At 42.2% G+C, this 25,969-nt stretch carries 16 protein-coding genes; 3 read left to right on the top strand and 13 right to left on the bottom strand.

Going from position 1 to position 25,969, the window contains the following annotated elements; genetic code table 11:
- The first annotated feature begins 840 nt into the window (after window positions 1-840).
- A complete protein-coding gene (locus tag PUT07_RS04100; protein ID WP_274466506.1) occupies window positions 841-4,110 on the top strand; it encodes an FIMAH domain-containing protein in 3,270 nt (1,089 codons plus the stop codon).
- 308 nt (window positions 4,111-4,418) lie between these two features.
- Here PUT07_RS04100 and PUT07_RS04105 read toward each other — a convergent pair whose 3' ends face one another.
- Window positions 4,419-4,757, bottom strand: a complete 339-nt coding sequence (locus PUT07_RS04105) for a winged helix-turn-helix transcriptional regulator (protein ID WP_274466507.1) — start codon at window positions 4,755-4,757, stop codon at window positions 4,419-4,421.
- Window positions 4,758-5,009: 252 nt separating this feature from the next.
- On the opposite strand from PUT07_RS04105, the gene PUT07_RS04110 reads away from it, so the two are divergent.
- Together PUT07_RS04110 and PUT07_RS04115 are read left to right on the top strand one after the other, a co-directional pair.
- On the top strand, window positions 5,010-5,561 hold the full coding sequence (locus tag PUT07_RS04110; protein ID WP_274466508.1) for an NAD(P)H-dependent oxidoreductase: 552 nt from the start codon (window positions 5,010-5,012) through the stop codon (window positions 5,559-5,561).
- A 27-nt stretch (window positions 5,562-5,588) separates the two neighbouring features.
- Window positions 5,589-6,302 carry an SDR family oxidoreductase gene (locus PUT07_RS04115; protein ID WP_274466509.1) on the top strand — a complete coding sequence of 238 codons (714 nt, stop codon included), beginning with the start codon at window positions 5,589-5,591 and terminating at the stop codon, window positions 6,300-6,302.
- 254 nt (window positions 6,303-6,556) lie between these two features.
- Here PUT07_RS04115 and PUT07_RS04120 read toward each other — a convergent pair whose 3' ends face one another.
- From PUT07_RS04120 to PUT07_RS04175, 12 genes are all read right to left on the bottom strand, one after another.
- Window positions 6,557-13,798, bottom strand: a complete 7,242-nt coding sequence (locus PUT07_RS04120) for an immunoglobulin-like domain-containing protein (protein ID WP_274466511.1) — start codon at window positions 13,796-13,798, stop codon at window positions 6,557-6,559.
- Window positions 13,799-14,585: 787 nt separating this feature from the next.
- Window positions 14,586-15,593: a copper amine oxidase N-terminal domain-containing protein gene (locus PUT07_RS04125; protein ID WP_274466513.1), complete on the bottom strand. Its 1,008-nt coding sequence runs from the start codon at window positions 15,591-15,593 to the stop codon at window positions 14,586-14,588.
- Between the two features lie 20 nt (window positions 15,594-15,613).
- Entirely contained in the window at window positions 15,614-16,159 is a 546-nt protein-coding gene (locus PUT07_RS04130) for a hypothetical protein (RefSeq protein ID WP_274466514.1), read from the bottom strand.
- Between the two features lie 623 nt (window positions 16,160-16,782).
- Entirely contained in the window at window positions 16,783-16,959 is a 177-nt protein-coding gene (locus PUT07_RS04135) for a LytR family transcriptional regulator (protein WP_274466516.1), read from the bottom strand.
- 210 nt (window positions 16,960-17,169) lie between these two features.
- The gene (galE, locus tag PUT07_RS04140) at window positions 17,170-18,180 is read right to left on the bottom strand and encodes a UDP-glucose 4-epimerase GalE (RefSeq protein WP_274466518.1); all 1,011 of its coding nucleotides are present in this window, start codon (window positions 18,178-18,180) and stop codon (window positions 17,170-17,172) included.
- A gap of 212 nt (window positions 18,181-18,392) precedes the next feature.
- Window positions 18,393-19,523 carry a glycosyltransferase gene (locus tag PUT07_RS04145; RefSeq protein WP_274466519.1) on the bottom strand — a complete coding sequence of 377 codons (1,131 nt, stop codon included), beginning with the start codon at window positions 19,521-19,523 and terminating at the stop codon, window positions 18,393-18,395.
- Between the two features lie 136 nt (window positions 19,524-19,659).
- Window positions 19,660-20,868, bottom strand: coding sequence for a hypothetical protein (locus PUT07_RS04150; protein ID WP_274466520.1), 1,209 nt, complete (start codon window positions 20,866-20,868; stop codon window positions 19,660-19,662).
- A 210-nt stretch (window positions 20,869-21,078) separates the two neighbouring features.
- Window positions 21,079-22,221, bottom strand: coding sequence for a glycosyltransferase family 1 protein (locus PUT07_RS04155; RefSeq protein WP_274466521.1), 1,143 nt, complete (start codon window positions 22,219-22,221; stop codon window positions 21,079-21,081).
- 10 nt (window positions 22,222-22,231) lie between these two features.
- A complete protein-coding gene (locus tag PUT07_RS04160; protein ID WP_274466522.1) occupies window positions 22,232-23,470 on the bottom strand; it encodes an oligosaccharide flippase family protein in 1,239 nt (412 codons plus the stop codon).
- Window positions 23,471-23,621: 151 nt separating this feature from the next.
- Window positions 23,622-24,290, bottom strand: a complete 669-nt coding sequence (locus PUT07_RS04165) for an exopolysaccharide biosynthesis polyprenyl glycosylphosphotransferase (protein WP_274466524.1) — start codon at window positions 24,288-24,290, stop codon at window positions 23,622-23,624.
- A 140-nt stretch (window positions 24,291-24,430) separates the two neighbouring features.
- Complete coding sequence (locus PUT07_RS04170) at window positions 24,431-25,120, bottom strand: CpsD/CapB family tyrosine-protein kinase (protein ID WP_274466526.1); 690 nt, start codon at window positions 25,118-25,120, stop codon at window positions 24,431-24,433.
- Window positions 25,104-25,856: a YveK family protein gene (locus PUT07_RS04175; protein WP_274466527.1), complete on the bottom strand. Its 753-nt coding sequence runs from the start codon at window positions 25,854-25,856 to the stop codon at window positions 25,104-25,106. The genes PUT07_RS04170 and PUT07_RS04175 overlap by 17 nt, the downstream gene beginning before the upstream one ends.
- Window positions 25,857-25,969: the final 113 nt, after the last annotated feature.

Genomic DNA, 25,969 nt, shown 5'->3' on the forward strand with positions numbered 1-25,969 from the left:
AAGAACCCTAAGGTTCTTTTTCTGACTTTTATATACCAATTCTATTATTATTTAAAATATTATCCATTTTCTTAAACAAATCATCTTGTATTTCTAAATTAGTACCCCAATTGTTCCAAGGGTTTATGTTATATGTACACTGAGTTGTTGCGATAAAACCACATTCACATTGAAACTGACTTTTATAACTAAATAAATATAAAATAACATTATTACACGAAGGGCATCTGTTAATTAATTTTTTTTCAAATGAAAAGGACATATCTCTGCAAATTTAAGCTCGCAGAACATCCCCTTTATTTTACTATATAAACTATTATTTCCCAATATTATTCCTTACATACCTTAATAAGGTGATTTTTTTGTCGTTAGTGCAGTAAAATGGGATTTTCACGTCCATAAAATAACGACAAGAAAATACGTACAAATGAAAAAGAACCTTGATATATCAAGGTTCTAAAGCGGGATTATTTTGTCGTTGTACTGGAAGAGGAAGAAGCCTGCAAACCAACATGCCGGATTCTTTTTTTAATACTTAAAAAGCCGGCTTACTCCCGCAATTACTGTTCTCTATACATTCTCGCAATCTTTCAGATGTTTTACGCTACCTAATAACACATCCGGCTGCAAAGTTCAATCAACCAGTCCTCCCTGGCATCAACCAATCCAATAATCGCCTTCAAATCCATAAAATGTGCACTCCATGGTTTTATGATTGGTTGCCTCTTCATGAAAGCGCTCTCTATACTGAAACTTGCGGGCACTCATCATTTCAGACAAAAGGAGGACGGACAAGCGCATCGCCAAACGATCCAATACAGATTCATAAGGAGGCAGTCAATGAAGCGTTTTTTGGCACTGATGTTAATTATGGTTATGGCATTATCGTTGTTTCCGCTGAGCATGCCGACCGCACAAGCTAACAACTCCCTGCTCCCGGCTTTCCCAGGGGCTGAGGGCTTCGGTAATGCAGCTGCAGGGGGCCGCGGCGGCGAAGTTTATCACGTCACAAGCTATGAGCTTACGGGTCCCGGTACTTTTCATGATGCGCTCATGACGGCCGGCAGCACGCCTCGCACGATCGTTTTCGACATATCCGGAGAGATTACGATCCCACAGATTGTCGTGACGAACAAATCTCATATTACGATCGCAGGCCAGACGGCACCGGGCGACGGCGTCACCATCCGGGGAAACAATATCCGGTTCATCGATTCCAACGATATTGTCATTCGGTACTTACGCTTTCGCATGGGGAAATTAAATGTTAACGACGATACGATGTATTTTGAAGACTGTCAGAACGTCATCATCGACCACTCCACTTTCTCATGGGGGACGGACGAGGTGCTTTCTATCAAAAGCAAGGACTACGAGAATCCGCGCTCCAAAAATATTACCGTCCAATGGTCCATCATCTCGGAAGGACTGCTCACCCATTCGATGGGCGGCTTGATCGAAATGAATACGATCACGATGCACCACAATCTGTATGCCCACAACAACGATCGAAATCCGAAAACAAAAGGCCAAATCGACTTCGTGAACAATATCGTCTACAACTGGGGCGGCTTCCCTTATGTAGCAGGCGGCGAATCCGGGACGAAGGGCTACGGGAATGTGGTCGGAAACTATTTTATCGCCGGCAGGAATTCAGCGGATCCCGAATACGCCGTCGTTCGCGGCAACGAGAACTATCAGGTGTATCTCCAAAACAACCGGATAGACAGCAACAAGAACGGCCAGCTGGACGGAGCAGACACCGGCACAGGCATCATCGAAGCGGAGAAGCCAAGCGTTGTCATGCCGGAACGCTTCGAATACCCACTCGTTAACACGCAAGCTCCGGAAGAAGCCTATGCGTCCATATTGGATCACGCGGGTTCATCCCTCGTACGCGATGCGGTGGATACGCGAGTAACGAACAGTGTGAGAAATCAGACCGGCGTTATTATCGGAGATGAGCAGGATATGGGCGGCTTTCCTCCGATCAAGAGGGACACAGCGCCCGCCGATCAAGACCGGGACGGCATGCCCGATGCATGGGAGCTTGCGAATGGGCTGAATCCGGGAGATGCCGAGGATCGGAACGGCGATCTTAACGGGGACGGTTATACCAATCTCGAGGCATATTTGAATGAGCTTGCGGCTCCCGGCTTCCCTGCTCACTACCCAATGAAGCCGCCGGTATGGTCCGGTCCTCCATTTACGCCGCCGGTCGTCGAGCCGGAACCTGAACCGGAGCCGGAACCGGCACCCAGCATCGATGGAGCCATGCTCCGCAATGTGGTGATCAACGACAATAGCTCCAGCGGCAGCGCCAACGAAGCGAACTGGTCGGTACAAAGCAATCTGCAGCTGGGGGACGTTGTATTCGGAGACCGCATGACCGGCAGCAAGATCTATAAGTTCTTGTCGATGCCGGAGCATTTAAAAGGTCAGGAATGGGTACGTACGGCCGTCGCCTCGAGAAGCGCGACGAATGACGATTTGGTGTCCTTCTATTTATCTGCCGATGCCGATGTGTATGTCGCTTACGATGCCCGAATTACGACAGAGCCTGAGTGGTTGACGTCTGCCTATGAGCTTACGGGAGAGACAATTGCTGACAGCCAACCTGTTGAGTACAAGCTCTATAAGAAGCGGTTCACTGCAGGCGAGCATGTGGTGATGGGCTCGAATAACAACACGTCGAAATGTCCGTATTTTATTATCCTGAAGCCGGTCAATCCGGGCGCTGAGCCCCCGGCAGCCGCTCCATCCGACCTGGCCGGCGTGCTGACAAGCACCTCAGCCGTGCAGCTGAATTGGCTGCCTGTGAATGGAGCCGACGCTTACCTCATCTATCGTTCCTCCTCCAAGGAACCTGTATGGAAAGCAATGGCCAGCACCGAATCGGCGGCGTATACAGATACGGCTGTGGAGCAAGGTGTCACCTACCGTTATCAAGTATCCGCCTTGAACGCCGGAGGGGAATCTCCGCTATCACGCGCTGTGGAGATTTTTACCTTTGACGCATCGCAGCCTGCACCTGCAGCGCCTTCGAATCTTAGCGTAACGGCGGCAAGAAGCCTTTCCGTCGAGCTGGAATGGGCGCCTGTAGCAGGCGCGCTCAGCTATAGTCTCTATCGGGCGAGTGAACCCGACGGAAATTACAGTAAAATCGGCACGGTCGCAGGCGCCGTATATGCGGATAGAACGGTGAGTCCCTCCACCTCCTATACGTATAAAGTGACGGCAACCGGGATTGGCGGCGAATCCGCAGCCTCCGGCATCGTCACGGCAACCACCAAAGCGCCTCTGATTATGCCCGAAACGCCTGCGGGACTGGCGTCCGGACAGGTTTCGGCTTCCTCGTTTGCTATCCAATGGCAAGCATCAGCGGGCGCGGAAAGCTACAACATTTACAGAAAAGCAGATGGTAAGGAGACATACGCTCTAATTGGCAACAGCGCCTCATCTGCCTATGTCGATGACAGCGTCAATATTAGCAGCACAGGGTACCTGTATAAGGTTTCCGCGGTTAACGAAAGAGGCGAATCGGCGCAAACGTCCGAGTTGCGGATCGCTATGCCGGTGCCTGCCACTCCTTCCGATCTGACGGTCGGACTGGTGGGCGATACATTCGTCGGGCTCATCTGGACTTCCCATGGCGGGGAAACCCAAGTCAACGTCTACCGGGAAGCCAATGGTGTAGTCGAAAATCTAGGATACACCAAGGTCCATACGTATTACGACCGTACGGCCGTGCCTGGCGTTCAATACGTATATTACATCAAAGCCGCGAACGCAGCCGGAGAATCCGAAGCGTCCAATCGCATTACGGTTACACCGGGGCTGATGACCGTATTGGAAACCTATACGGATCAGTTCTTAAGAACCGGCGGCCTGACGGGTCCTCTTGCTTCCCAGTTATCGAACACTCTGAAGCAAGTAAAGCATCATCTGGATAAGAATATGGATCAGCAAGCGATCAAGTTTTTAGAAAAATATCTCGAATTGCTTGGCAAAAATAAGACGCAACAGCAGGAGCATATTTCGAGCGAAGCTGAGTTCACTTTGAGCTATTATGCCGAATTATTCTTGAAACAATTGAAAAAACAGGCATAAGGCTCTAAAGCTTCCATAGCAAAAGAGAGGCCACCTATCGAAGGTAGATCGATTATCCTTCGAGGGCGGCCTCCGCTGTTCCTCGAACTGCTAACGGAAATAGCAGCTCTTATTCGCTGAATTGCGTTGTTGTTGATGAGTTACGCGCGCGAATCCCGGGCGTGAGCTGTTTCGCCTGTCAACGTATTAAGTCGCAACCTAACCTCCACCCGGTTTCTTTATGACCCGGACGGCACAAAAACAGAGCAATAGCGGAATACACTTTTCCGTTAGCGCTCTGTTTTTATTTGATGATGCATCTTAATCTTTCATAGCTGCAAGCCGAATCTCTTTAACTCAATAAATATGCCTTCCAACCGCTTTCCCTTTTCCGTCAACGTATATTCGACACGCGGAGGAACCTCCGGATATACCTTCCTTACCAATATGCCATGGTCCTCAAGTTCCTTCAATCGGAGCGAGAGTGTTTTGGGACTGATCCCCTCCATGGCCTTCAGCAAATCGCTGAACCGCAACGTGCCTTCGATAAGCAAATCCCGAATAATCAAAAATGTCCATTTTGTCCCAATGACATCCAGTGTTTTGGCAATAGGACAAGGCTGTCCCGGTGTTCCTTTGTTCAGTTCGATTGGTTCTACTTCATGCATGGGAACCTGTCCCCCCGTACTTTTTTTATTTGATTTTCCCTAATCATATCACATTAATTCACTTTCGGAAACTATATGAAATAAATATCACTACTTCCCTAAGTAAAGTTAATATATATATAATATCGTTGTTATCAAACAACAACGCCCCTACCATGAGGAGGAAATTAATGGCATCCTTGCTTCCTTTTACTCATGGCACATTTCTCGGCGTCGTAACTGAAAACTAAACTACAAAGGAGATTTTTGACAATGAAAAATATCTTAATCATTAACGGTCACCAAAAATACGGCTCATCCGAGGGAAAGCTGAACCAAACTCTAGTGGACAGTATGGTTAGTTTGTTACAAGAAAACAACAGCGTAAAAACAACCACGCTGCAAAAAGGCTATTCCGTCGAGGAAGAGCAGCAGAAGTTTATCTGGGCTGATACGATTATCTACCAAACCCCCATCTATTGGTTCAGCGTGCCGGGGCTATTAAAAACGTACATGGATGAAGTGTTTGCGTACGGTTTATTTTTTAAGGGTGCTGATCAATATGGACGAGGCGGATTGTTAACGAACAAAACCTATATGTTGTCGACTACCTGGAACGCGCCGGAAAAGGCATTTAACGATCCTACGCAGTTTTTTAAAGGAGACGGCTTGGAAGGGGCACTGGGACACTTGCATCGCGTTCAGGAGTTTCTCGGTATGCACCCTTTAAAGAGCTTCGCCTGCTACGATGTCATCAAAAACCCAAACATCGACAAGTATGTAACCGAACTCCACGCACATCTAAAAAATGTACTGAAATTTTAATTCAACTACCTACAAGGAGGAAATCACATGTTACAAAATCAAAAAATTATCATCATCGGCGGCAGTTCCGGAATCGGTTTGGAAACAGCCAAGCAAGCCATCGCACTTGGCGCGGAGGTGATCATTGCGAGCCGCTCGGAAGATAAATTACAAAAAGCAAAAGAGTTTCTTGGCTCCAATGCTTCGGCTTATACGCTGGATACGACAAATGAAGAGCAAGTAAAAGCTTTTTTTGAAAAAACGGGCCCGTTCGACCATCTGGTTGTCAGTGCAGCCGAAACATTCGGCGGATCTTTTCTACAAACGGATGCGGCCAAAGCGCGGCAGCTTTTTGAAAACAAATTTTGGGGCCAATACTACGCAGCGAAATACGGCGCTCCGAAACTTTCGCCGAACGGCTCAATCACCCTGTTCTCCGGAGTTGTCGCCTACAAAGCGATGGTGGGTTCATCGGCACTTGGCGCAGTCAATGCAGCCGTATCGAGCCTGAGTCAGACTCTAGCTTTGGAACTTGCTCCAATCCGGGTGAATACCGTTTCCCCCGGTATCATCGATACGCCATCACGCAGCAAAATGCCAGAAGACGCGCGTGCTAAATTATATACGGCGATCGCCGACAAACTCCCTGTGAACAGGGTAGGGAAAGCGGAAGATGTCGCGCAAAGCGTACTGTACCTGATCCAAAATGGTTTCGTGACCGGAACCGTTCTCCATGTGGAAGGCGGGCATATTTTAGCTTAATTACCAACTTATCTAGGAAAATTATATACCATTTCTTTCCAGGAAATTTTCTCACTTTGTAGGGATATTCTTGTCGTTGTACGAAAGTACTACTCCTGTGGATTATTGATCGTATGGGTATAAGCTTACTTGACTGCGCAAACAGATTCAGCCATTTAAAAAAAAGGAATAGCTTTCAGCTTCCTCAAGCTGCAGGCTACTCCTTTTTCTTATAAACAAAGCTGCTGTGTTTCACTCAATCGATGATAGCAAGCCTATTCCTTATTCACGAACAGCGGTCCGATTTGGCTTAATAAATAAGTTACGTCGTTAGCATCAAATCCATTTCCATCGACATCAAACTGTTCGAACACCAGCCTAGTCACGTCTTCAATAGATATAAAACCGTCATGGTTCGTGTCTAATAGCTCCTTAGAGGGCTCGCGGCTTCGCACAATTTGCAGTTGATACGTTTTAACCGTTCCGTCCTGTGCCGTTATTACAAGGGGATATAGGTTCTGGCTTGCATCAAAACTAATATTCGTGATATTAATGCCATTCATATCGTAGGTCACATCCGTTACGGACATTTGAGCATTCGGATCCGACAAGTGGACAAGCAGAGATACGTTTGTCACGTGCCAATCCACATTCAACGTAAAGGTATGGCCAGATTGTCCTAGCGGGACACCTCCATATTGAATATCACTAATATCCGCATTATGGGATCCCAGCCTGTTGACGTTCAGTGTATACGCGCGCTGATTGCCGTTCTCCGCAGTTACCGATATAAGAATCGGATTCACACCCACATTCAAGTACACAGCATCACTTACGGTAACCGGATGTCCGTCCTTATCCATACTTACATTGGCTCCAAGGTGCTCTGCCAAAGCGTTGACGTATACGGAATATACGTCGTTGGATACTGTAGCTGCATAAATGCTGCTTTCTGTAGCAACATCTGGAGTTACCACGAGCAAGTTAGAGAATGAACGTTCTGTGCTTGCCAGAATGCTCCTCATTTTGGCATTGTCACTTGCCGTCGATGTTGTGTAAGCAAAGGCCTGCACCACACTGTCCAGCATACCATTCTTTTGTGCGATAGCTCGAACTGTCAGACCGTTCGCATCCATAGCTGTTGGCATGTGTCCAGAATCGTACAAAGTGCTCTCTGAGGTAGGATCAGATCCGTCCAGCGTATAGTAAATATTCGCACCATCGGTAGCCGTGGCAAGCTGTACCGACTTACCAGCTTGCAGAATCGAACCACTGGCCGGGTTCGCGATAGGAGCCGATACTTGATCGGCAGTAAAGACACCGTAAGTGGAAAAATGAGACACCAAGGTCGTAACAACACCACTTGAACGGTTTGTCCTCTGGTACTCCCATTTTCCGTTCATCTCGTTGAGATAGAAAATACCGATCTTGGAAAGATCCGTCCCGGGTGTGACAGGGAACTGCAGTCTAACTGGGATCTCAAGCTGATTCGTATCCATCCCGTGGAAAGTGAATTTGATGACAGGGCCCGCTTGCTTTAACGTTGTCCCCGTTACATCCGGATTCACTAATTCCGCGGTTACTGTTGTACCAGCAGGTATGGATAAGCCCTGCAAATCAAGCACTACACCGTCCGAGAAGATAAGCGGCTCATTAGCTGTGACTGCATAGGGGGCGCCATACTGGATCGGTTCTTTACTAAGCACCGTAAACTTGAATTCAGCGTACTGCTTCGTCTCACCTTTGATTAATGTTGCCGTCAAGTGAACGATCGCATCGCCGGTTGCAGCTACAGGCCGGGTTACCGTTCCATCCGCCGTGATCGCCGCGCTATCACTTTCCCACGTAATCGTGGATCCGAGCGCGCCTGTCTTAGGCAGAACGAGATTCGTCGTGACTTGGTTTGCATCCGCGTTACTTCCCAGGATCGATGCCAGCGTTAGCGACGCTTTGTCGGCTGTTACGATCTCGGCTTCCGATATTGGGTTCGCTTTTACTACCAGCGTGAAGGTTACTGTTTCGCTTGCTCCGCCTTTGTTCAAGGTCGCGTGCAGCTGCACCGTACGGTCTCCCTCTGCGTGCGAACCACGCGTTACCGTTCCATCCGCCGTGATCGCCACGCTATCACTTTCCCACGTAATCGTGGATCCGAGCGCGCCTGTCTTAGGCAGAACGAGATTCGTCGTGACTTGGTTTGCATCCGCGTTACTTCCCAGGATCGATGCCAGCGTTAGCGACGCTTTGTCGGCTGTTACGATCTCGGCTTCCGAGATTGGGTTCGCTTTTACTACCAGCGTGAAGGTTACTGTTTCGCTTGCTCCGCCTTTGTTCAAGGTCGCGTTCAGCTGCACCGTACGGTCTCCCTCTGCGTGCGAACCACGCGTTACCGTTCCATCCGCCGTGATCGCCGCGCTATCACTTTCCCACGTGATCGTGGAGCCAAGCGCGCCTGTCTTCGGCAGAACGAGATTCGTCGTGACTTGGTTTGCATCCGCGTTACTGCCCAGGATCGACGCCAGCGTTAGCGACGCTTTGTCGGCTGCTACAATCTCGGTTTCCGAGATTGGGTTCGCTTTTACTACCAGCGTGAAATTCACGTTACGAACCGACATATTTTTGCTCACGACTGCCGTCAATTCGACTTCGGCGTCAGACTGCCCAGGCAACGGCTTCTTAACTTCGCCTGTCAACGGATCGACCACATTCGATTGATCCGAATCCCAGCGTAGCACAACGCCGTTCGCATCATTTTGAGGCAGCATTAAGCGCTCAGCATACACCTCATTAGTCACGGAATCTATCCCCGGATTAATGCTTTGGAACCAATCAGTCAATAGGGAAGCCGTGCGCGCTGCTTGGAGATCTTCCGTGTCGGGCATGAGTGTAAAAGGAGCATCATACGTTCCGCTGCCAGCAGCCTGAACAAGATCTGTCCTTACATAAATGACAGGTTTAACACCCCCTTCAACTTGAGGGGAAGCCCCGCTCAGATCGCCAGTAACAACGACTTGATATAATCCCTGCCGGCTCATGGATTCAGAGTTAGCGAGGTATGCAGGAGTTAATGTCCATACATGTGCAAGATCACCCAGCATACCGCTTCCGCCAGGGTAGACTGACCCGTATTGCAAATAGTCATTAGCGGAAAGCAAGCCCACTTTAGCAGATACCGATGTGGTTCCATCCCAACTCCGGCCATCTATGCCGTTTACGTCCCAAGCATGCTCCTGCATCCAATCCTGATGTTCAAAAGCTTCCAGAAAAGAATGATTCAACTTATAAGCCAATGTGCCTTCAGCTTCAGGATCAAAAGCGTTAGAACCATCTTCACTCCATGCTGAAGTACCTGTATTTTCCAAAGAAACCATTTTGCCCGAATCATTATCCAGCATGATCCACTTATGTCCGCCGTAAGAAACGATGCTGCCGTTAGGAACGGTAGTCCCCAGTGGCGTATTCACCTTTAATTGCGCGGCTTGATCCAAAGTATGATGAAGCTTATTCAATTGAGCTTCACGTTCGGCTGCGTCTGAATTCGGGTCCTGGTCGACCTGCCGAGCCTGAACGTATGAACTTTGCAGCATACTGCCGGCACCGTACCTGTACTCACCTGGAAGCTGTCCTTCTGTAAGATTTGCGATAGTCTGTTGTTCTGCTGTAAGAAGCTCAAGTCTCAGTGAGTTTTCAACAACGTACACAGCTACATCATCTACGTAGATACCAGGGGCTTGTATCGATCCATCCGTAGATAAATGAAATCTCATTTGTAAATTCGGTACCGCGTAACTGCTGTCCAAATCGAAATTCAGCTTTTTCCAGTCGGTTGAAACCCGAGAAGAAGGTTCCCTAACTTCACCTTCGCCCTCGCCTTCACCTCCATCCGAATCCCTGCCACCAGTATACTTATGTACCGTTTGCCATGTTTGGCCGCCGTCCTTGCTGACATCAATATAAATATAATCATAATCCTTCTCCGTTTGTTCCCACACCTGAGCCGAAATGACTACTTTGGAAACACGGCTTCCGGACGCGTCAATAGGGCCAGACAGGAGAAAGCTTCGCTCCTCAGCCTTATAATCCCCAGTTAGATTCGTTCCCCAAACGGCTGTCCCCGAGTATGCACTTGAAGGACCCGAGCTGTAGTTCGGCGTTCCGTAAGCCCAAGTAGAATTTTCACCTTCCGTGCGATACCCGCCGTCTCCGCCCTCAAAATCCTCAAAGTATGCGGGAGAAGGGAGAATAACTGCGTTTTGAAAGCTCACAATACTTTCTATTAAACTCTCAGAAGCTGAATCTACTTGCTCTTGACCTGCGTTAAAATTCAACATAACGGCCTTCGCCGCCACATAAGCAGCTTGCAGCATATCAAACGCCGAAGGTGGTGTTGCACCGGGAACGGAGCCCTTCACCGTTTGCTTCATCAGCTGCGAGGCTTGCTGCAAAGTCGAGGCTAACGTAATCTTATCCGCATACGGAATTTGTTGGGAAGGCAAGGAATCGAGCATTTCATTTAAGTATGACCATGCACGGTCGACTTCCGATTGACTGCTCCCTGCTTCATCATATACAAGGATTGCATCTTCCAGCACTTCTCTTAGGCTTTCTATCGCCTCGGATGGATACTGACCGACTTCTGTCCCTGCTACAGCCTTTTCCAAAAAAGTCTCCGCTTCTACAATCGCGGCATGAAGATCTTCCTTATTGACGGGGATGACAATCAATTCAACTAGATACGATCTGGCATATCTACTGTTCGGTGTCTGTACCGTTAATTCAACCGTCTTGGAAGAAGTACCAGCTGGCAAATCAATATGAATGGTTTCTCCGCTGCCAGATAATGTGCCGTCAACCGTCAACTTCATTTCAGACTTCGCCAAATAGGGGACTAGTGCCACAGATGAACTGCTGCCCTCGACTTCAAGACGAATCTTATCCGGCTCTTGGGGATTGGCCACTGTAGCTGGAACTGAAACCGTCTGCTCATCGAGGCTGATGTAAGACAAGCGCAGATTCGGCCCCGACCATTTCTTATACAAGGCCTTGCCATCCGCGGCTGCCCCAGCGGTCATAAAACCGCCGTCCAGCGTCCGGATCACGTGAAGCCACTCCTTGCCGGACTCGTCAGAATGATGCCATAGCTCGTATCCTTCCTCGCTGAATGCCGTCAAGTCAGCCATGCCATCACGCATTCCTGCCGCTGCGTATCCTCCTTCTGATAAAGGGATCAACGATTTGACAGAGACAGGTCCATTACTCTCCGTGAAAGTATCCCATACCAAATTCAAAGAAGAATCTAGCTTCAATAACCATATTCCGGATAAATCCGTCATATTTCCGCTGGATGCGGATGTACCGGCGACCAAGTAGCCTTCGTCTTCCGTATGAACAATGCTTTGACCTTCTTGATAAATATTACGTTGGAAAGTTTTCACATTATCCATTTCACCATCGTTCGCCAAATGAGCTACCCACAGTGATGGAGAATCTCCGCCAACGGATAACGTGCCGGTAACGACATAGCCGCCCGCCCCATCCTCGACAACATCATAGATAACATCCGGCAAATCTTCACTTACGACGAAACCGGTCTCCATTACTACTTTCCATGTCGCGTCCAGTTTCACGAAATAAGGCATTGTCCATCCGGATGATTGCGTTGCTTTACCGATAATGACTATACCGCCGTCGGAGGTTGATTTAGCCTTCAAAGCGGTTTTACCGGTCCATGTGCTATCATTCCCAACCATAACCGTACTTGGTGTCTGCAGGTTCAGATCCTGATCCATTTGGACTAGCTCGATACCACTTGAAACGTTACTCACCAGGGCAAAATTATCACCCGAATCTGCCATGGGTAACACGGATACTGTCTTATGATTAGAGAACATGAGCACCTTCCGCATCTCGCCATTATGCTTACTTCGGATAATTTGAGAATCGGCGGTCGGCAGACTCTGAATCAATATACTTCCTCCATCAGGAAGATTGATAGACTGCGTCATTGCGGAATTATCTTCGTCTACCCGGATTTGCCAGTCGTTATCAGGAATTTCTGAGCCGGGTCCTACATATAGCTTCACATTGTACGCTTCCTTGGAAAATCCATCAGATGCCGTAACCTCAATCCCAATAACATTCGTGCCCGTTTGCAAAGCAACCTCAGCATAGCCTTCGTTGCCTACCGGGCTATGATTAATCCTAACTGTGGAATCCGAATCCGAAGGCTCGGCAACAATCCTCACCGAAGCAGTTCCGGAGTCTATGCCCAACGCGTACTGCTTCACATCGGGGGAAAATCCGCTTATAGCTGCTCCATTCAGCGATATCGCCTTCAGGCTGGCAACGGCGGATGGACTTAACCGAAACTGCGCACCATCGACCGATACTGCAGCAGGCACCTTGCTAGCGTTAGCTTTTACGCCATCTCCTGCAACTCCAATTCCCAATTGCCCGTATTGGTTGCTCCCCCAGCTCCATAGCGTTCCGTCCTCTCGGATCACGTACGCCGTATTATTTCCTTCAGCTAAGTAAATAGCATCTGTAAGATAACCTTCTCCATTCGGGCCCATAACTTGTGCTTGCAGACTCTGATAGTAGACAGTCGGATTCCCTAGAATAAAAGACGATGAAGGGTTATCGTCCGTACCGTTGACGCCTCTTGTCCAAACCTTACCGGAGGTTGTTAAAGCCGCTGCCGAATTGGCTCCCATAGCGACTTGTTTGGCATCCGTAACCATGGGAGTCGAGGTATCGTCGCCATCGCCGGTAAACACTTGGCCGTTATGAGCCCACGGATCGGCAGTTGCCCACACCTTACCGCTCTCAAGAACTGCTCCTAATCCATAAGCGCCAGCATCCAAATCAACAACTGGCTCCGGAAAGGCGGTAATTAGCGTCGGCACACTTAGCTTCCAATTAATTTCGAGAAAGTCTAAGATAGCCAGAGGGTTGGAAGAGTTATTCCCCCATCCGTACAGCTTACCGTCACTTGTTAAGGCCGCTGCATACGAATCGGAGGCAACGAGCTTCACAACATCCGTGAGATGACCAACTCCAAGAGGGCCAACTACTTGCACAGGCTCCTCATAAAAGCTTGTAAGCAGCCCGCCAATGCCAGTAGCCATCTGCCCCCAATCGTTCTTCCCCCAACCCCATACGGTTCCATCTTCCAAAAGTGCTAAACAGAAGTAGCCGCCAGTGACCATGTCCTTCACGGGCTTGGGGAGCGTCACCTGACGCGGAGTTACGATGTTTACCGCATTGTTATTAGCTGTAATCCAGCCTCCCCATTCCCACAAAGTGCCGTCGCTTCTCAGACCCATGGAATGATTGCCACCTGCCGCCACTTTGACGAAGCCGGTTAATGTTTCTCCGCTCGCATACCTGACTTGCTGCGGGCTGGGCATCTGCCCCTCCGAGGCGCCGCTGCCCAATTGACCGCTCGAATTGTCACCCCAGGCCCACACCGAGCCGTCAGATTTCAACGCCAGAGCGTGGTTCATTCCACCGGATACCATCGCCTTTACATCCGTTGAAGCAGATGCCGTCGGGACAAAAAAGGTTAGATTGCCTAAACCGATGCTGGATAGCATTAGCAAGAGGGAAAGACAAATGCAAAAAGCTTTTGATTGTCGAATAATGTTCGTATCTATTTCTCCTTTCCTGAAAAAGCAATAAATATAGGACCTAACGACTATTTTACCAATCATGTCTCATTTTGTATATTACGTATTACAGATTCTCCTTCTTAGACAAGTAACGATTCTAACAAAAAAAACGAGGCGCTTCCTCATTGAGAGAGCACCTCGGTTTAAAAGCTTTGAAGGAGTTAAATACCAGGATATACCGGCGGATATGGATAATATGGATATGGTTGGTATGGATACTCTGGATACGGAGGATATGGATAGTAGGGTTGAGTCGCACTCAAGAGTAGGGGGGCCGCAATCCATGGAAATACATTGTTAAAGCCGCCATATCCGTAATGCGGATAATGCGGATAAAAGCCATGCCCATGTCCAACGAATCCAGGGCCTACATGCCCAATTGGACCATGTCCATGCCCAAATCCGTGGCCACCCTGGCCGCCGTGACCGATGCCGCCCCCATGTAAACCACCACCGCCAACCGGCGGGCGAAATTCTTGCTCTTCAGGTTTCGTCATAACTGAAATCACTCGCATTCTTGTATAGTCAATAGCCTAATACAGAGTATGTGTGCGATCGCCTATTTGGTGTTTGTTCCACATGAAAATGGGCGCAAATAAATCGGGATGCCCCCTCTAAGGAGCACCCCGATTATGGTTTATTTAGAAATGATATCAGCCTGCGCATCCGTTTTGATTTGTTCATATTGATCCTTGTATGTATCAATAATGCTTGTATCATATCCATTATCGGAAAGCTTCGAATTCAAATCGCTCATAATTTGATCAAAAGCAGCGTCAGCTTCAGCGACCTTGGAAAAGGCTTCATCAATTAAGCTTGCATCTTTCGTGCTTTTATATTGATTATATAGCTCCGTGAGCTCCGCCTTGCTTTTCGCTTCAAGCTCTCTTAGCTGAGTCTCCGCTTCAGACTTAATCGAATCATAAGATGGCTTGGCCACGTCGCCGTCACCAACTGTACCGCTTCCGCCGCCAGCGGAACCTCCACCACCAACTGCCCCGCCGCCTCCTGCAGCCGGAACCTGCGGTTCCGTTTTAGGCGTTTCCGGCCCCTTCACCTCAGGATCCTTCTTAACCGGAGTCGTTACAGCTGAAACCGTGTAAGTTACCGGATCCCAATTAATCGTTTTGCCTACAGACTCCGAGAAAAAACGCATAGGCACATATAAATTGCCATCGACAATGTATCCAGGTAAATCCTCAGAAGGACTTTTCGATGCCCCATCAAAAACATAGGAAATCTTCTCTTTGTACACATTCAACTTACTGGATACCAGCTTAGATTTATCGAATTTATCATTGCTTTTTGAGTAAACCTGCGCGTTGAGCTTGTACTCTTTGATGTTAATTTTGTCCGTATCATTAGGCTCAGCAATTGTAACTGTATATGTATCTGCATCCCATTTCACTGCTTTATCCAAAGAGTAAGAAATGAACCTGATCGGCACATAGGTGCTGCCTTCATAGATGAACCCCTGCTGTCCCTCCGGTGGTGCATACTCCTTGCCATCAACGGTAAAATGCATAGGAACTTGATAAACATTCAAATCGATTGGAGATTGTGCTGCAGATGCTCCCGTGCTCATTCCCATGAACAACGCTAAAGATAATCCTGCTGTGGCTGTCATTCGATTTTTCGCTTTCACTAGATCGACACCTCTTATAGTTATTTGGTTGTAACTGCTTTTTGAACTGCTGCTATCTCCGCTGCTGTAAACTTGGAAAAAGCTATCTTCTTCAGCTCCGCCTTCTCTTCAGAAGTCAATCCTCCGCCAGCCATTTGCCGGAATTTGTTCAACTCGGATGCTGAGAATCGACTCATCGCAAACTTCACAGCTTCCTGCTTACTGCTGAAAGACAAGGCAGGTTGCTCGTTACCTTCACTCTCAGAATTAGTTCCCTCTTCAGCTGTTGAAGCTTGTTTCTTCGAAGAGTCTTCTTTCGGACTTGCACTCGAAGATTGAGAACTTAACTTATCTAGTGCATTTGGTGCAGGTGCATCTGTGTTACCTTGAAGAGAAACATCCCCCGAGGATTGTGGCATTGCCGGCAATTCCACCTGCTCTAGTAATTGCTGGTTAGCCTCAGTCTCAGCTAATAGTTGAGCTGCAAGCTTATCTGCGATCACATTCACCGAATAGGTGTAGCCCGCGTACCCGCCAACTCCTAGAACTCCTATGCAAATCAATAGCAATAACCATTTTATTCTCACTTTTTAAACTCCTTGTTGGAAATTGGATAATCGTCCCCAAATCAACTTCTAACAATCCATTAACTTCTCGATTATCACATAATTGAGAAGTTATATTAATATTCACTCTTCTTATCACAATCCTAAGTTGGTTCTCGCTACATCTCGATTTTTTCTTTTGAATTTGAATTATTTCTAAAAAACATATAAAATCTAGACAATTACCGACTGTATTCTCGTCACCATCAAAACCATTCCTGTATGACAGAAACTAACTTTTTCATCCTTTTTGGTAAAACCTAATTATTCGATGTATTGTTCCAAATTTATTTCATTAATTTCAGAAATAATATATTCTTATCAAATATTCGATAAAAAATGGAGTGTTGCATTTTGTCTGATGGTAGAAATAACAAAGACACTAATCAAAATGTTATGTTTAAAGGATGTTTATGGGGAATATCCATTATTCTCTCATTTTGGATATTAATAATATTCTTATACACTAGGTTTATTTAAACACTTTATTAAATTCCAATTAATTTCCCTTATTACATTTATTAGTATACCAGTATAGGCTGATACAGACCTATTTTGAAATAATAAAATAACACGAACAACGGTTCTAAATATGATGTTTAACTTTATTGGCGTTGGACTACATTACCAACTGAATTGTTAAGAAGTTTCTTTTTACGATCATCTATATAATAATTAAGTAACACCTGCATACTATCAAGAAGTTCAATTGTGATGTCATCTTGATTAATATATCTAATGGTTTTTTTAAAAGATTTTGGATAATTATTGAATTTCTTCAAGCCATTCTCCCCTAGACTTCAATCCATATGGATAGATTCAAAATTATTGTCTTTTAAATCTCTTCTACTAAGATTAACATAATATTTCAGCTCGTAATCTCAATACATTTAATCCAGTTATCCTCAACAAGACTATCTCTTTTCAATCCCTTAACATTTGAAACATTAAAATCAATAATATCAATCGAAATGAGTAACGTGGATTTTCCCTTACTCATAGCCGTTCGGATTTTTAATCTGCCAATTCCAAGAATCTAAGCACATTTCTTCAATTCCTTTTTCAGCAAACCATCCCAGTTCTTGATTGGCTTTGGATGGATCCGCATAGCATACTGCTACGTCACCGGGCCTACGAGCTTCGACAGTGTATGTAATCTTCTTACCAGAAATCTTTTCAAATGCTGCTATCACTTCAAGAACAGTATAACCTCTGCCTGTTCCCAGATTGTAAGCATTCACCCCTGATGATTTCAATATATTTTCTAGAGCTTTCAAGTGTCCTATTGAAAGATCTACCACATGAATATAGTCTCTTACCCCTGTACCGTCCGTTGATGGATAATCATCACCAAACACTTTAAGTTCCTTCAATTTTCCAATGGCTACTTGTGTGATATATGGCATAAGGTTGTTTGGTATTCCATTCGAATCCTCGCCGATAAGTCCACTTGAATGTGCTCCAATCGGGTTGAAATAGCGTAAAAGTGCAATACTCCATTCATTGTCAGAAATATATAAATCGCGTAAAATTTCCTCAATCATTAGTTTTGTACGTCCATAGGGATTAGTAGTACTTAATCTAAAACCTTCAGATATAGGTACAGATTCAGGTATTCCATAAACTGTAGCCGAGGAACTAAATACCATTTTCTTAACCCCATATTTTTGCATAACTTTACATAAAACAAGTGTACTTGTAATGTTATTATGAAAATATCTAAGCGGAATATTTACCGATTCACCGACTGCTTTTAATCCTGCAAAATGCAATACTGCATCAATTGTATGCTCATTAAATACTCTTTCCAGTTCTTTGCAATTAGTAAGATCTAAGTCATAAATTGCAAAATTCTTACCCGTAATTTCTCTCACACGTTTTAATGATTCTATTTTGCTATTGGAAAAATTATCTACCACAACGATGTCAAATCCTGAATTTACTAGTTCTACACATGTGTGACTTCCTATATATCCTGCTCCGCCGGTTACTAAAATTGACATCTTCTCAATCCCCTATTTAATAATTCATTATGATTTATTGTAGTTTATAAATTCACTTTTTACTTTCTTAAAAATTCATAGCATTAAAATTCTGGTTAGTTTGCAATAACATTTATCTGAAATTATTTCTTAATATTCAGATAAATCTTTTGTTCTGAGTGATAGATTGCTGTGTAAAACCAATCTGCAATACCCGAAATATCTTTTTAATTTTACATCATTGATTTCCTTCTACTTTTACTATGTTTACTATCTAAGCTCAATACTTCAAAATAATGTTTTTCTATAGATTCAATCATATTTTTAATACTATATTTTTTGCTACTATCTAATGAGTTTTGTTTTAATTGGACAAATTCATCTATAGTTAGATTAATGACATACTCCATTTTTGAGGCTAAATCAATTGAATTTTTAGTCTTAACTAAGTACCCGTTAACACCATCGTTTATTGCTTCTGGTATACCTCCAACTTCACTAGCTATTACAATTAGTCCTGCAGAAAAGGCTTCTATTAAAGTGTATGGGAAACCTTCTTGTATTGATGGCATTAAGAAGGAATCATATTCTTTTAGAATTTCAAATACATTCTTAGGATCAACAAATCCTTTAATAGTAACATTGTTTAATTTGTTCTTATTCACCAAATATGTAATTTCGTCAACTAAGGGACCATCCCCATACATATCAACACAAAATTCCCCTTGATACTTATCATTTAATTTCTTTATAGCCTCAATCAAGTAAATTAATCCTTTTTCTTCAATAAACCTTCCAAGAAACACAAATTTCCTGGTGCATTTTGTGTTTATTGTTACTTCTTTTTCGTTTGGAATTGAAATACCATTATAAATTACAACTATGCTTTCATCATCTACACCTGTAGAGATAATTTGTTCTTTTACTTTATTAGACACAGCAAAAATTTTGTCATTAAATTTAATAATATTAACATATAAGAATTGATACAAATGTCTTAATTTTAATCTATCTGGAATCCAACCATGGGCAGTAGAGATTATTTTGTATTTTTTGTTAATAACAAAGTAACTAGCTATACTTCCTAAGAAAGTTGCTCTAGGACTATGAAGATGTACTATATCGGGTTCAAATACTTTTATTATTTGATTTATTTTGTAAATAGAACTAAGATCTCTATTAATTTGAATTACCTCAATACCTGAAATTGATTTTAGTTTTGTACCAATTTCTGAATCACTAGGAACTACAGTACTGATTTCAAATAAAGTATTATCAATATGTCTAACTATATCAAGCACGTGCTTTTCGGTTCCACCATAACTAGAGTTAAGAACGATTACTAATAGTTTTATTTTTTTCATAAACAACAACTTTATTAATTATTTATTTAATAAAGTCTTACACCTCACTTTTATAATTAATTTTCATTTAAAGATAATTTCACAAGTAATCACCATCGAATATCACTTCTCTCGGATTATCCAAAAAAGGTATAATTTACATTTTATTATAATTAATAACCTTTTTATCACTTAATTGTATAAATGTATAAGCGAAAACTATATAAATGATGATGATAATTGAAATTTTTTTCCTTGTCATATCATCCCCAAAGTTGCCGATTACGTAATCTAAACCTAAATATTCTAGATTTTGAAAGCCAGCTATTGTGACTACTGCGGAATATATATATATTACAGAAAAAGCAGTTAGGTAGAAGGACCTACTTTCCTTATTCAGAAGAAAAACAACTATTACTAGTAATAAGATAATTAAAAAAATTAGTGACTCGAATGTTCGGTACCCCTGGAATTTCCAGTTTTCAATATTAAAAGGAGAAGGAGAAGAAAACATATTACCCACATTTAAAAGACTATTAATTACTCCCTTTAATCCGACATTATATACTTCAACTACTAATGCAAATATTGCACCCAGTAATGAAAAACGTATGTAGCCCTTTAACAAAAGAATATGACAAAGTATAATTACAGGTGAATATACACGTAGCGAATATGCAAAAAACATTACAAACAAAAACCAAATAAATTTTTTATTCATAAACAAATTGAGTGCAAGAACTATTAAGAACAAACTTGTAATATCCTTAAGAAAAAATGATGACCAATATTGAAGAGACGCGCTTCCGAACAAACCAAGAAGAATTATATTAATTATCTTATCAGTAAAAACGGAGTGCTTTTTTAATAATCGGTATGTTAAATACCCCGTTATTATATATAACAATGCATTGTATGTTGTAATAAAAGCGGGATCATTATTGTGTAGAAAGTAAAACATAGGATAATATAAAAGTGCAAAAACTAAGTTGTTCTGTGTGTCTATTTGAAACCCAGTGCATAGTTCATTCCAAAAGAAAGTAATTAAATCATAATAATTACCATGAGTAATTAGTTCTTCAAAATACATTTGTGAGTCTGGGAACTGCAGAGGATCGTTAGATAAACTATATCTAGATATTCCTACATACATTAGAAAGAAATACAAAATTGATAATTTCTTATTACCGAATGGAAGAGCCAACATAAAAGGTAATAATGATAAATTTATCAAAATCGTACCATAAATGTTTGGCTCGTAAAGGTAATAACAGGTAAGAATATATAGCAGGACTGCCGTTAAAATAAAATGAGCTTTAACAAAAGTATTCTTTAAAATAGGTCTGAAAATAGTTTGACTTTGCAAAAACTTCAACTCCTACTTACCATTTTTTCTTGCGCAATATCGTTAGGAGTAGAATGTCTAACAGTCCTTCCATTCTTCGATAGTATATCTTCCCAACTCGATTAAATTTAACAATTTTGCTTGGATTTTTTTATCCAATTATTTTCTATCCAATTACTTATACAAACAGAATTTTAGGCAGCACATATGACAAATAGTCTGCAATAAAGATCAAATGTTCCTTGATAAATACAATTTTTCTATCTTCTTAGCAGTGATATTAATATCATACCCAACATGTATTAGGCATTTCTCTAAGTAAGTCCATTTCATTCGATTAGAATCCAAATATCTCATAATTTTATTAACCCATTTATCTCTATTTTCGCTTAAAGAAGCGAACTCGATTATTCCGGCACCTATATCTGTTTCCTTAGGAACTGTATTGGCACTAACACAAGGTGTGCCTGCTGCTTGTGCTTCAATAAGAACATTTCCAAGACCCTCATATAAGGAAGTAAACAGAAATAAATCTAACGCTCCCATAATTTCCGGTACATCTTCGCGTATACCTAAAAAATGGACGTAATCTCTTAACCCCATTTGATCTATTTGTGATTCAATATCCTTTCGTAATGGTCCATCCCCAACGAGAACTAAGTGTGCGTTCTCTAATGTTTGATGTAGTTCATTAAAGATTTCAATAAGAAAGCGGTGATTTTTAACTTCATTAAATCTTCCAACATGTCCAATTAACGGTATGCCCAGAGGCAGCTTTAATTTTTTTCTAAGATAGTTCCGATCATATGGTAGTACTTCATATACATTTAAATCAATTGCATTCATGAGAACTCGAACACGTTTATCTTTCCAACAACTTAAACCGAATAATGATTCACATGCATTTCTTGAACAACCAAATAAATGAGTAGCATTTTTATTAATTAACCATTGCATATACCAACGGTAGATTTTTCGTAACCAGGAATCTACTCTACCATCATGTGAAGTATGACTATGAGCAATTCGTAAAGGTATCTCTGTTCTTTTAGCAATCTTCAGGATAAATCCACTCAAATAATGAACATGGCTGTGAATCCCAACAAATGGACCATATTCATCTAATGTTTTTTCAAACGCTTTACCATATGAATATAAACCCACATTACTAGGACTGATATGTGAAAATATCCGTCCACCCATAGCTCGAATTTCATCATCATAATGACATTTTTGATCGGTCTCAACTGCAAAATCGAATTGAACCTTACTTCGATCAATTTTTCGGTAAATGTTCATAATAAGCGTTTCCGCTCCGCCCCGATTCATAGCACCAAAAACATGCAAGATACGAATTGGATTATCCTTTTGCATCTTTTCCTCCTTAACTAACGCTTTCTATCTTTTGCTTTTGGATTATATTTATAATAATAAGCCCACTTCCTACAAGCTGAGTAAGATTGGTGATAATCATGGCATATGAAGCACCTTCTAACCCCTTAAATGGAATCAAAACAGCGTTAGATATAGTGCAAACTATTGTAACAATAATAAATAAGAGAGGTTGAATTTTAAATTTTCTTGTTGCAGTCATTCCATACCCAAGAAATGACGCAATATAACTAGCCCATGCCCCGAACATGATTAATATAAAAACACTAGTGTACTCTGCATAATTCGGTTTATACAATAATGTAAGTATTTCTTTTGAAAATAATAGTGATATCACCCATCCAATTGCTCCAACGATAAATCCTATCACTACTAATAAAAATAGTAACTTTTTAAACCCTTTCATATTAAGTATAGAATAATATCTTGCGAGTCTTGGACTTACAGATTGACCAAGGGCACTAATCACAGTATTTCCAGCAATCATAATATATGAGAGTGCGGCAAAATATCCAACCGACTCTATCCCTATGTAATGTTCGATAAAGTATCTTGGAATATTTGCATTAAGTGAGACTAACATCATTACAAAGCCCAGTGGTAAACATACACGAACTAATGACCAAAGCTTAGACAAATCAAAAACCAGCTTAATCTTGTATTGCCGAAATACCGAGATATCATAAAGCAGTAATACAGTTATCGATGAAATTACATACCCAACAATTCCCAGAACTAAATTGTTTGTTGTCCATAGTAATATACAAAGTACAACAAGTGATAAAATCCCCTTTAACATTAGTGAAATTGCAACTCGCTCCATTTTTTCATTTTTCTGAAGCAAGCCAAAAATCACATCACTAATAGACTCAGATCCTTTAGCAATCCCAATTAATATAATAATCAGTGATGTTTCAAATTGATAACGACCTAATAGTACCAAGAAAATAATAATAACTAGCGCAATAAGAGTGGTACACATTCTCAATCCTAAGTAGTTTTCAAAAGACTGCGAAGATTTCGCATCTGTCGCCAGTATTCCTGAGAGTTGCAAATTGGAAAGCATAAAGATAGGTGCTGTTACTGCTAAACCGAGTGAAAACTCTCCGACCATATGTGCTGTCCCAATTTTCGCCATAGACATTAACAATCCCCATTGGCAGGCAGCATAAACTACATTTCCAAGCAACGTCCAGGAAAAATTACTGCGCAAAGTTCGAGGCTTTTGCACTAATAAACTATTATTTCTCTTAAGAAGTTGATTGATTATGATACTTACACATCCTTAAAATATACTGAAATGATATTTTATCTTTAAATAAGATAAAATCATCTATAAATTATGATATATGAACAAATCTTTTCACTAATCAGATAGTATTTTACCTAGCTCCTTCACCAGTAAGTACAACTTTCATTGTCATAAAGATAATCTTCAACTCTAGCATTAATGACAATTCTCTTATGTAATATAAGTCCAAATTCAACTTTTCTCTAGGAGTGATATCATACCCACCATTCACTTGAGCCCACCCCGTCAATCCTGGCTTTACCAGTAATCTATTAGTAAAGCCAGGAAACTCTTCATTAAATTGGGCTGTAAACATTGGCCTTTCTGGTCTAGGTCCTATTATGCTCATTTCACCTCTTAAAACATTAATCAGTTGTGGTATTTCATCGATTCTAGTTTTACGGATAAATGTCCCTACTTTTGTCACCCTTGGATCATTCTTCTTAGCCCACTGAGCACCATTTTTTTCAGCCTCTACGCACATAGATCTTAATTTTATAACGTTAAAAGTTTTTCCATTCATTCCAACTCTCTGTTGGTAAAAGAAAGCAGGACCAGGAGTCTCTAATTTAATAGCAATGATAAAGAAGAGTAGCGCAGGTAAACAAAGAAATAGCCCCACTATAGCCACTATAATATCCAAAATACTCTTAAAGTAAATATACAATTTCACTTCTTTAATCCGTTTATGTAGAGAAGATTGTTCTATACTAATAGCATACTCCCGGCGGATATCTATATTAACTTTCTTCGCTAACATTACAACAGTCACTCCTTATTAATTTTTTATCCATTGGGAAACTAACAAAAGGAAGGATGCTTCCCTAAACAAAATCCTACTCTGACAAATTTTTTTCTGCTTCTCCCGCTATGATTGCTAATAATGTCAAAAAGTACATTCTATTTACTCTCACCGTAATAATAGTAATAGTATGCATCCTTATTTTTTCTATCTACATTATTTAATACAACCCCCAATATTCTAGCTCTAACATTATCAAGATTCTGTTTTGCTTTTAAAGCTACATCTCTTTTTACTTTTTCTGAGTCTACAACCAAAATAACACCATCTGAACGTGTCGAGATGATTTGAGCATCTGTTACGGCAATTGCTGGAGGAGCATCAATTAGAATGATATCGTATTGCATTCTAAGTTCTTCTAGGGTACTTATCATTTTCTTAGATGCAAGTATTTCAGACGGATTAGGCGGAATCGGCCCTGATGTAATGATATACAGATTTGGAATTAGGGATTCTTGCACTACTTCTAAGATTGTTAGTTGATTGGTTAATAGATTGGTCAAACCCGAACGATTCGAAACTTGAAACGTATGGTGCATAGTCGGTTTCCTAAGATCTGCATCAATAACCAAAACTTTTTTATCTGCTTGTGCATAGGCTACAGCAAGATTTGTGAGAGTCGTTGATTTCCCTTCCCCAGGTCCGGCTGAGGTAACCATTAGCACCTTTACTTCCCCGTCAACAGATGAAAACTGAATGTTAGTTCTCAGCGTCCTATAAGCTTCCGAAATTGGAGATTTGGGATTTTGGTGTGTAATAATTGGCCTTTTATTAGTTAAGTTTGACATGTGATGGTTCCCCTACCCTTTGTTCTTTCGTTTGCTTACTTTGATTTTGCAGATCTTCCGGGCGCATTTTTGTAATCATTGACAAGGTCGGCAGACCTAAATATTGCATTACCTCTTCTTCTGTCTTTAATTTATCGTCCAAGTATTCCAACAAAAAAGTGATTCCTAGTGCAATCATTAGGGATACAACAAAGCTAATGGCAATATTTAAATTTTTATTCGGCTTTACTTGTATCGGTTGTTCCATATCTTTGGCTTCATTTAACAACGAAATATTGTCAACCTTCATAATCTTTGGAATCTCACTTTGAAATACTATGGAAACGGCATTCACAATTTTTGCTGCACGCTCGTACGAGGGATCTTGAACGACAAGGGTCATCACCTGTGTATTATTAACCGAGCTAACTTTTACCTTATTGACTAATTGCTCGGTACTTATTTTCAGATCAGGGTAATCAGCAACTACCTTATCCATAACTCGAGGAGTTCTAATAATTTCTTTATAGGTTTCAATTAGTCTAATATTGAGGTTAACTGTATTAATATCAACTTGGGATACGCCTACTTGATCACTTGATTTATTTACGATGAGCTTTGTCGAGGCTTCATAGATTGGCCTTAAGAAAAGATAGTTAACAACAGTTGTTGTTACTGTTGCAAGTAGCACAATTACTGCTATCATCCACGCCCTCTTGCGTAAAATTTTAAAATAATCTCTTAAATCTAACTCCATTACATTCCCTCCGCATACAAGCAATCGATTATCATCTTATGATGTCTAATTTATCAACTTACAAATTATAAGGAATCCCCCTCTATTATAGAGAGAGGAGGATTCCTCCTGAA

Origin of the sequence: Paenibacillus sp. MAHUQ-63, from assembly GCF_028765165.1 — a bacterium.
In the GTDB taxonomy this organism is placed as follows: domain Bacteria; phylum Bacillota; class Bacilli; order Paenibacillales; family NBRC-103111; genus Paenibacillus_E.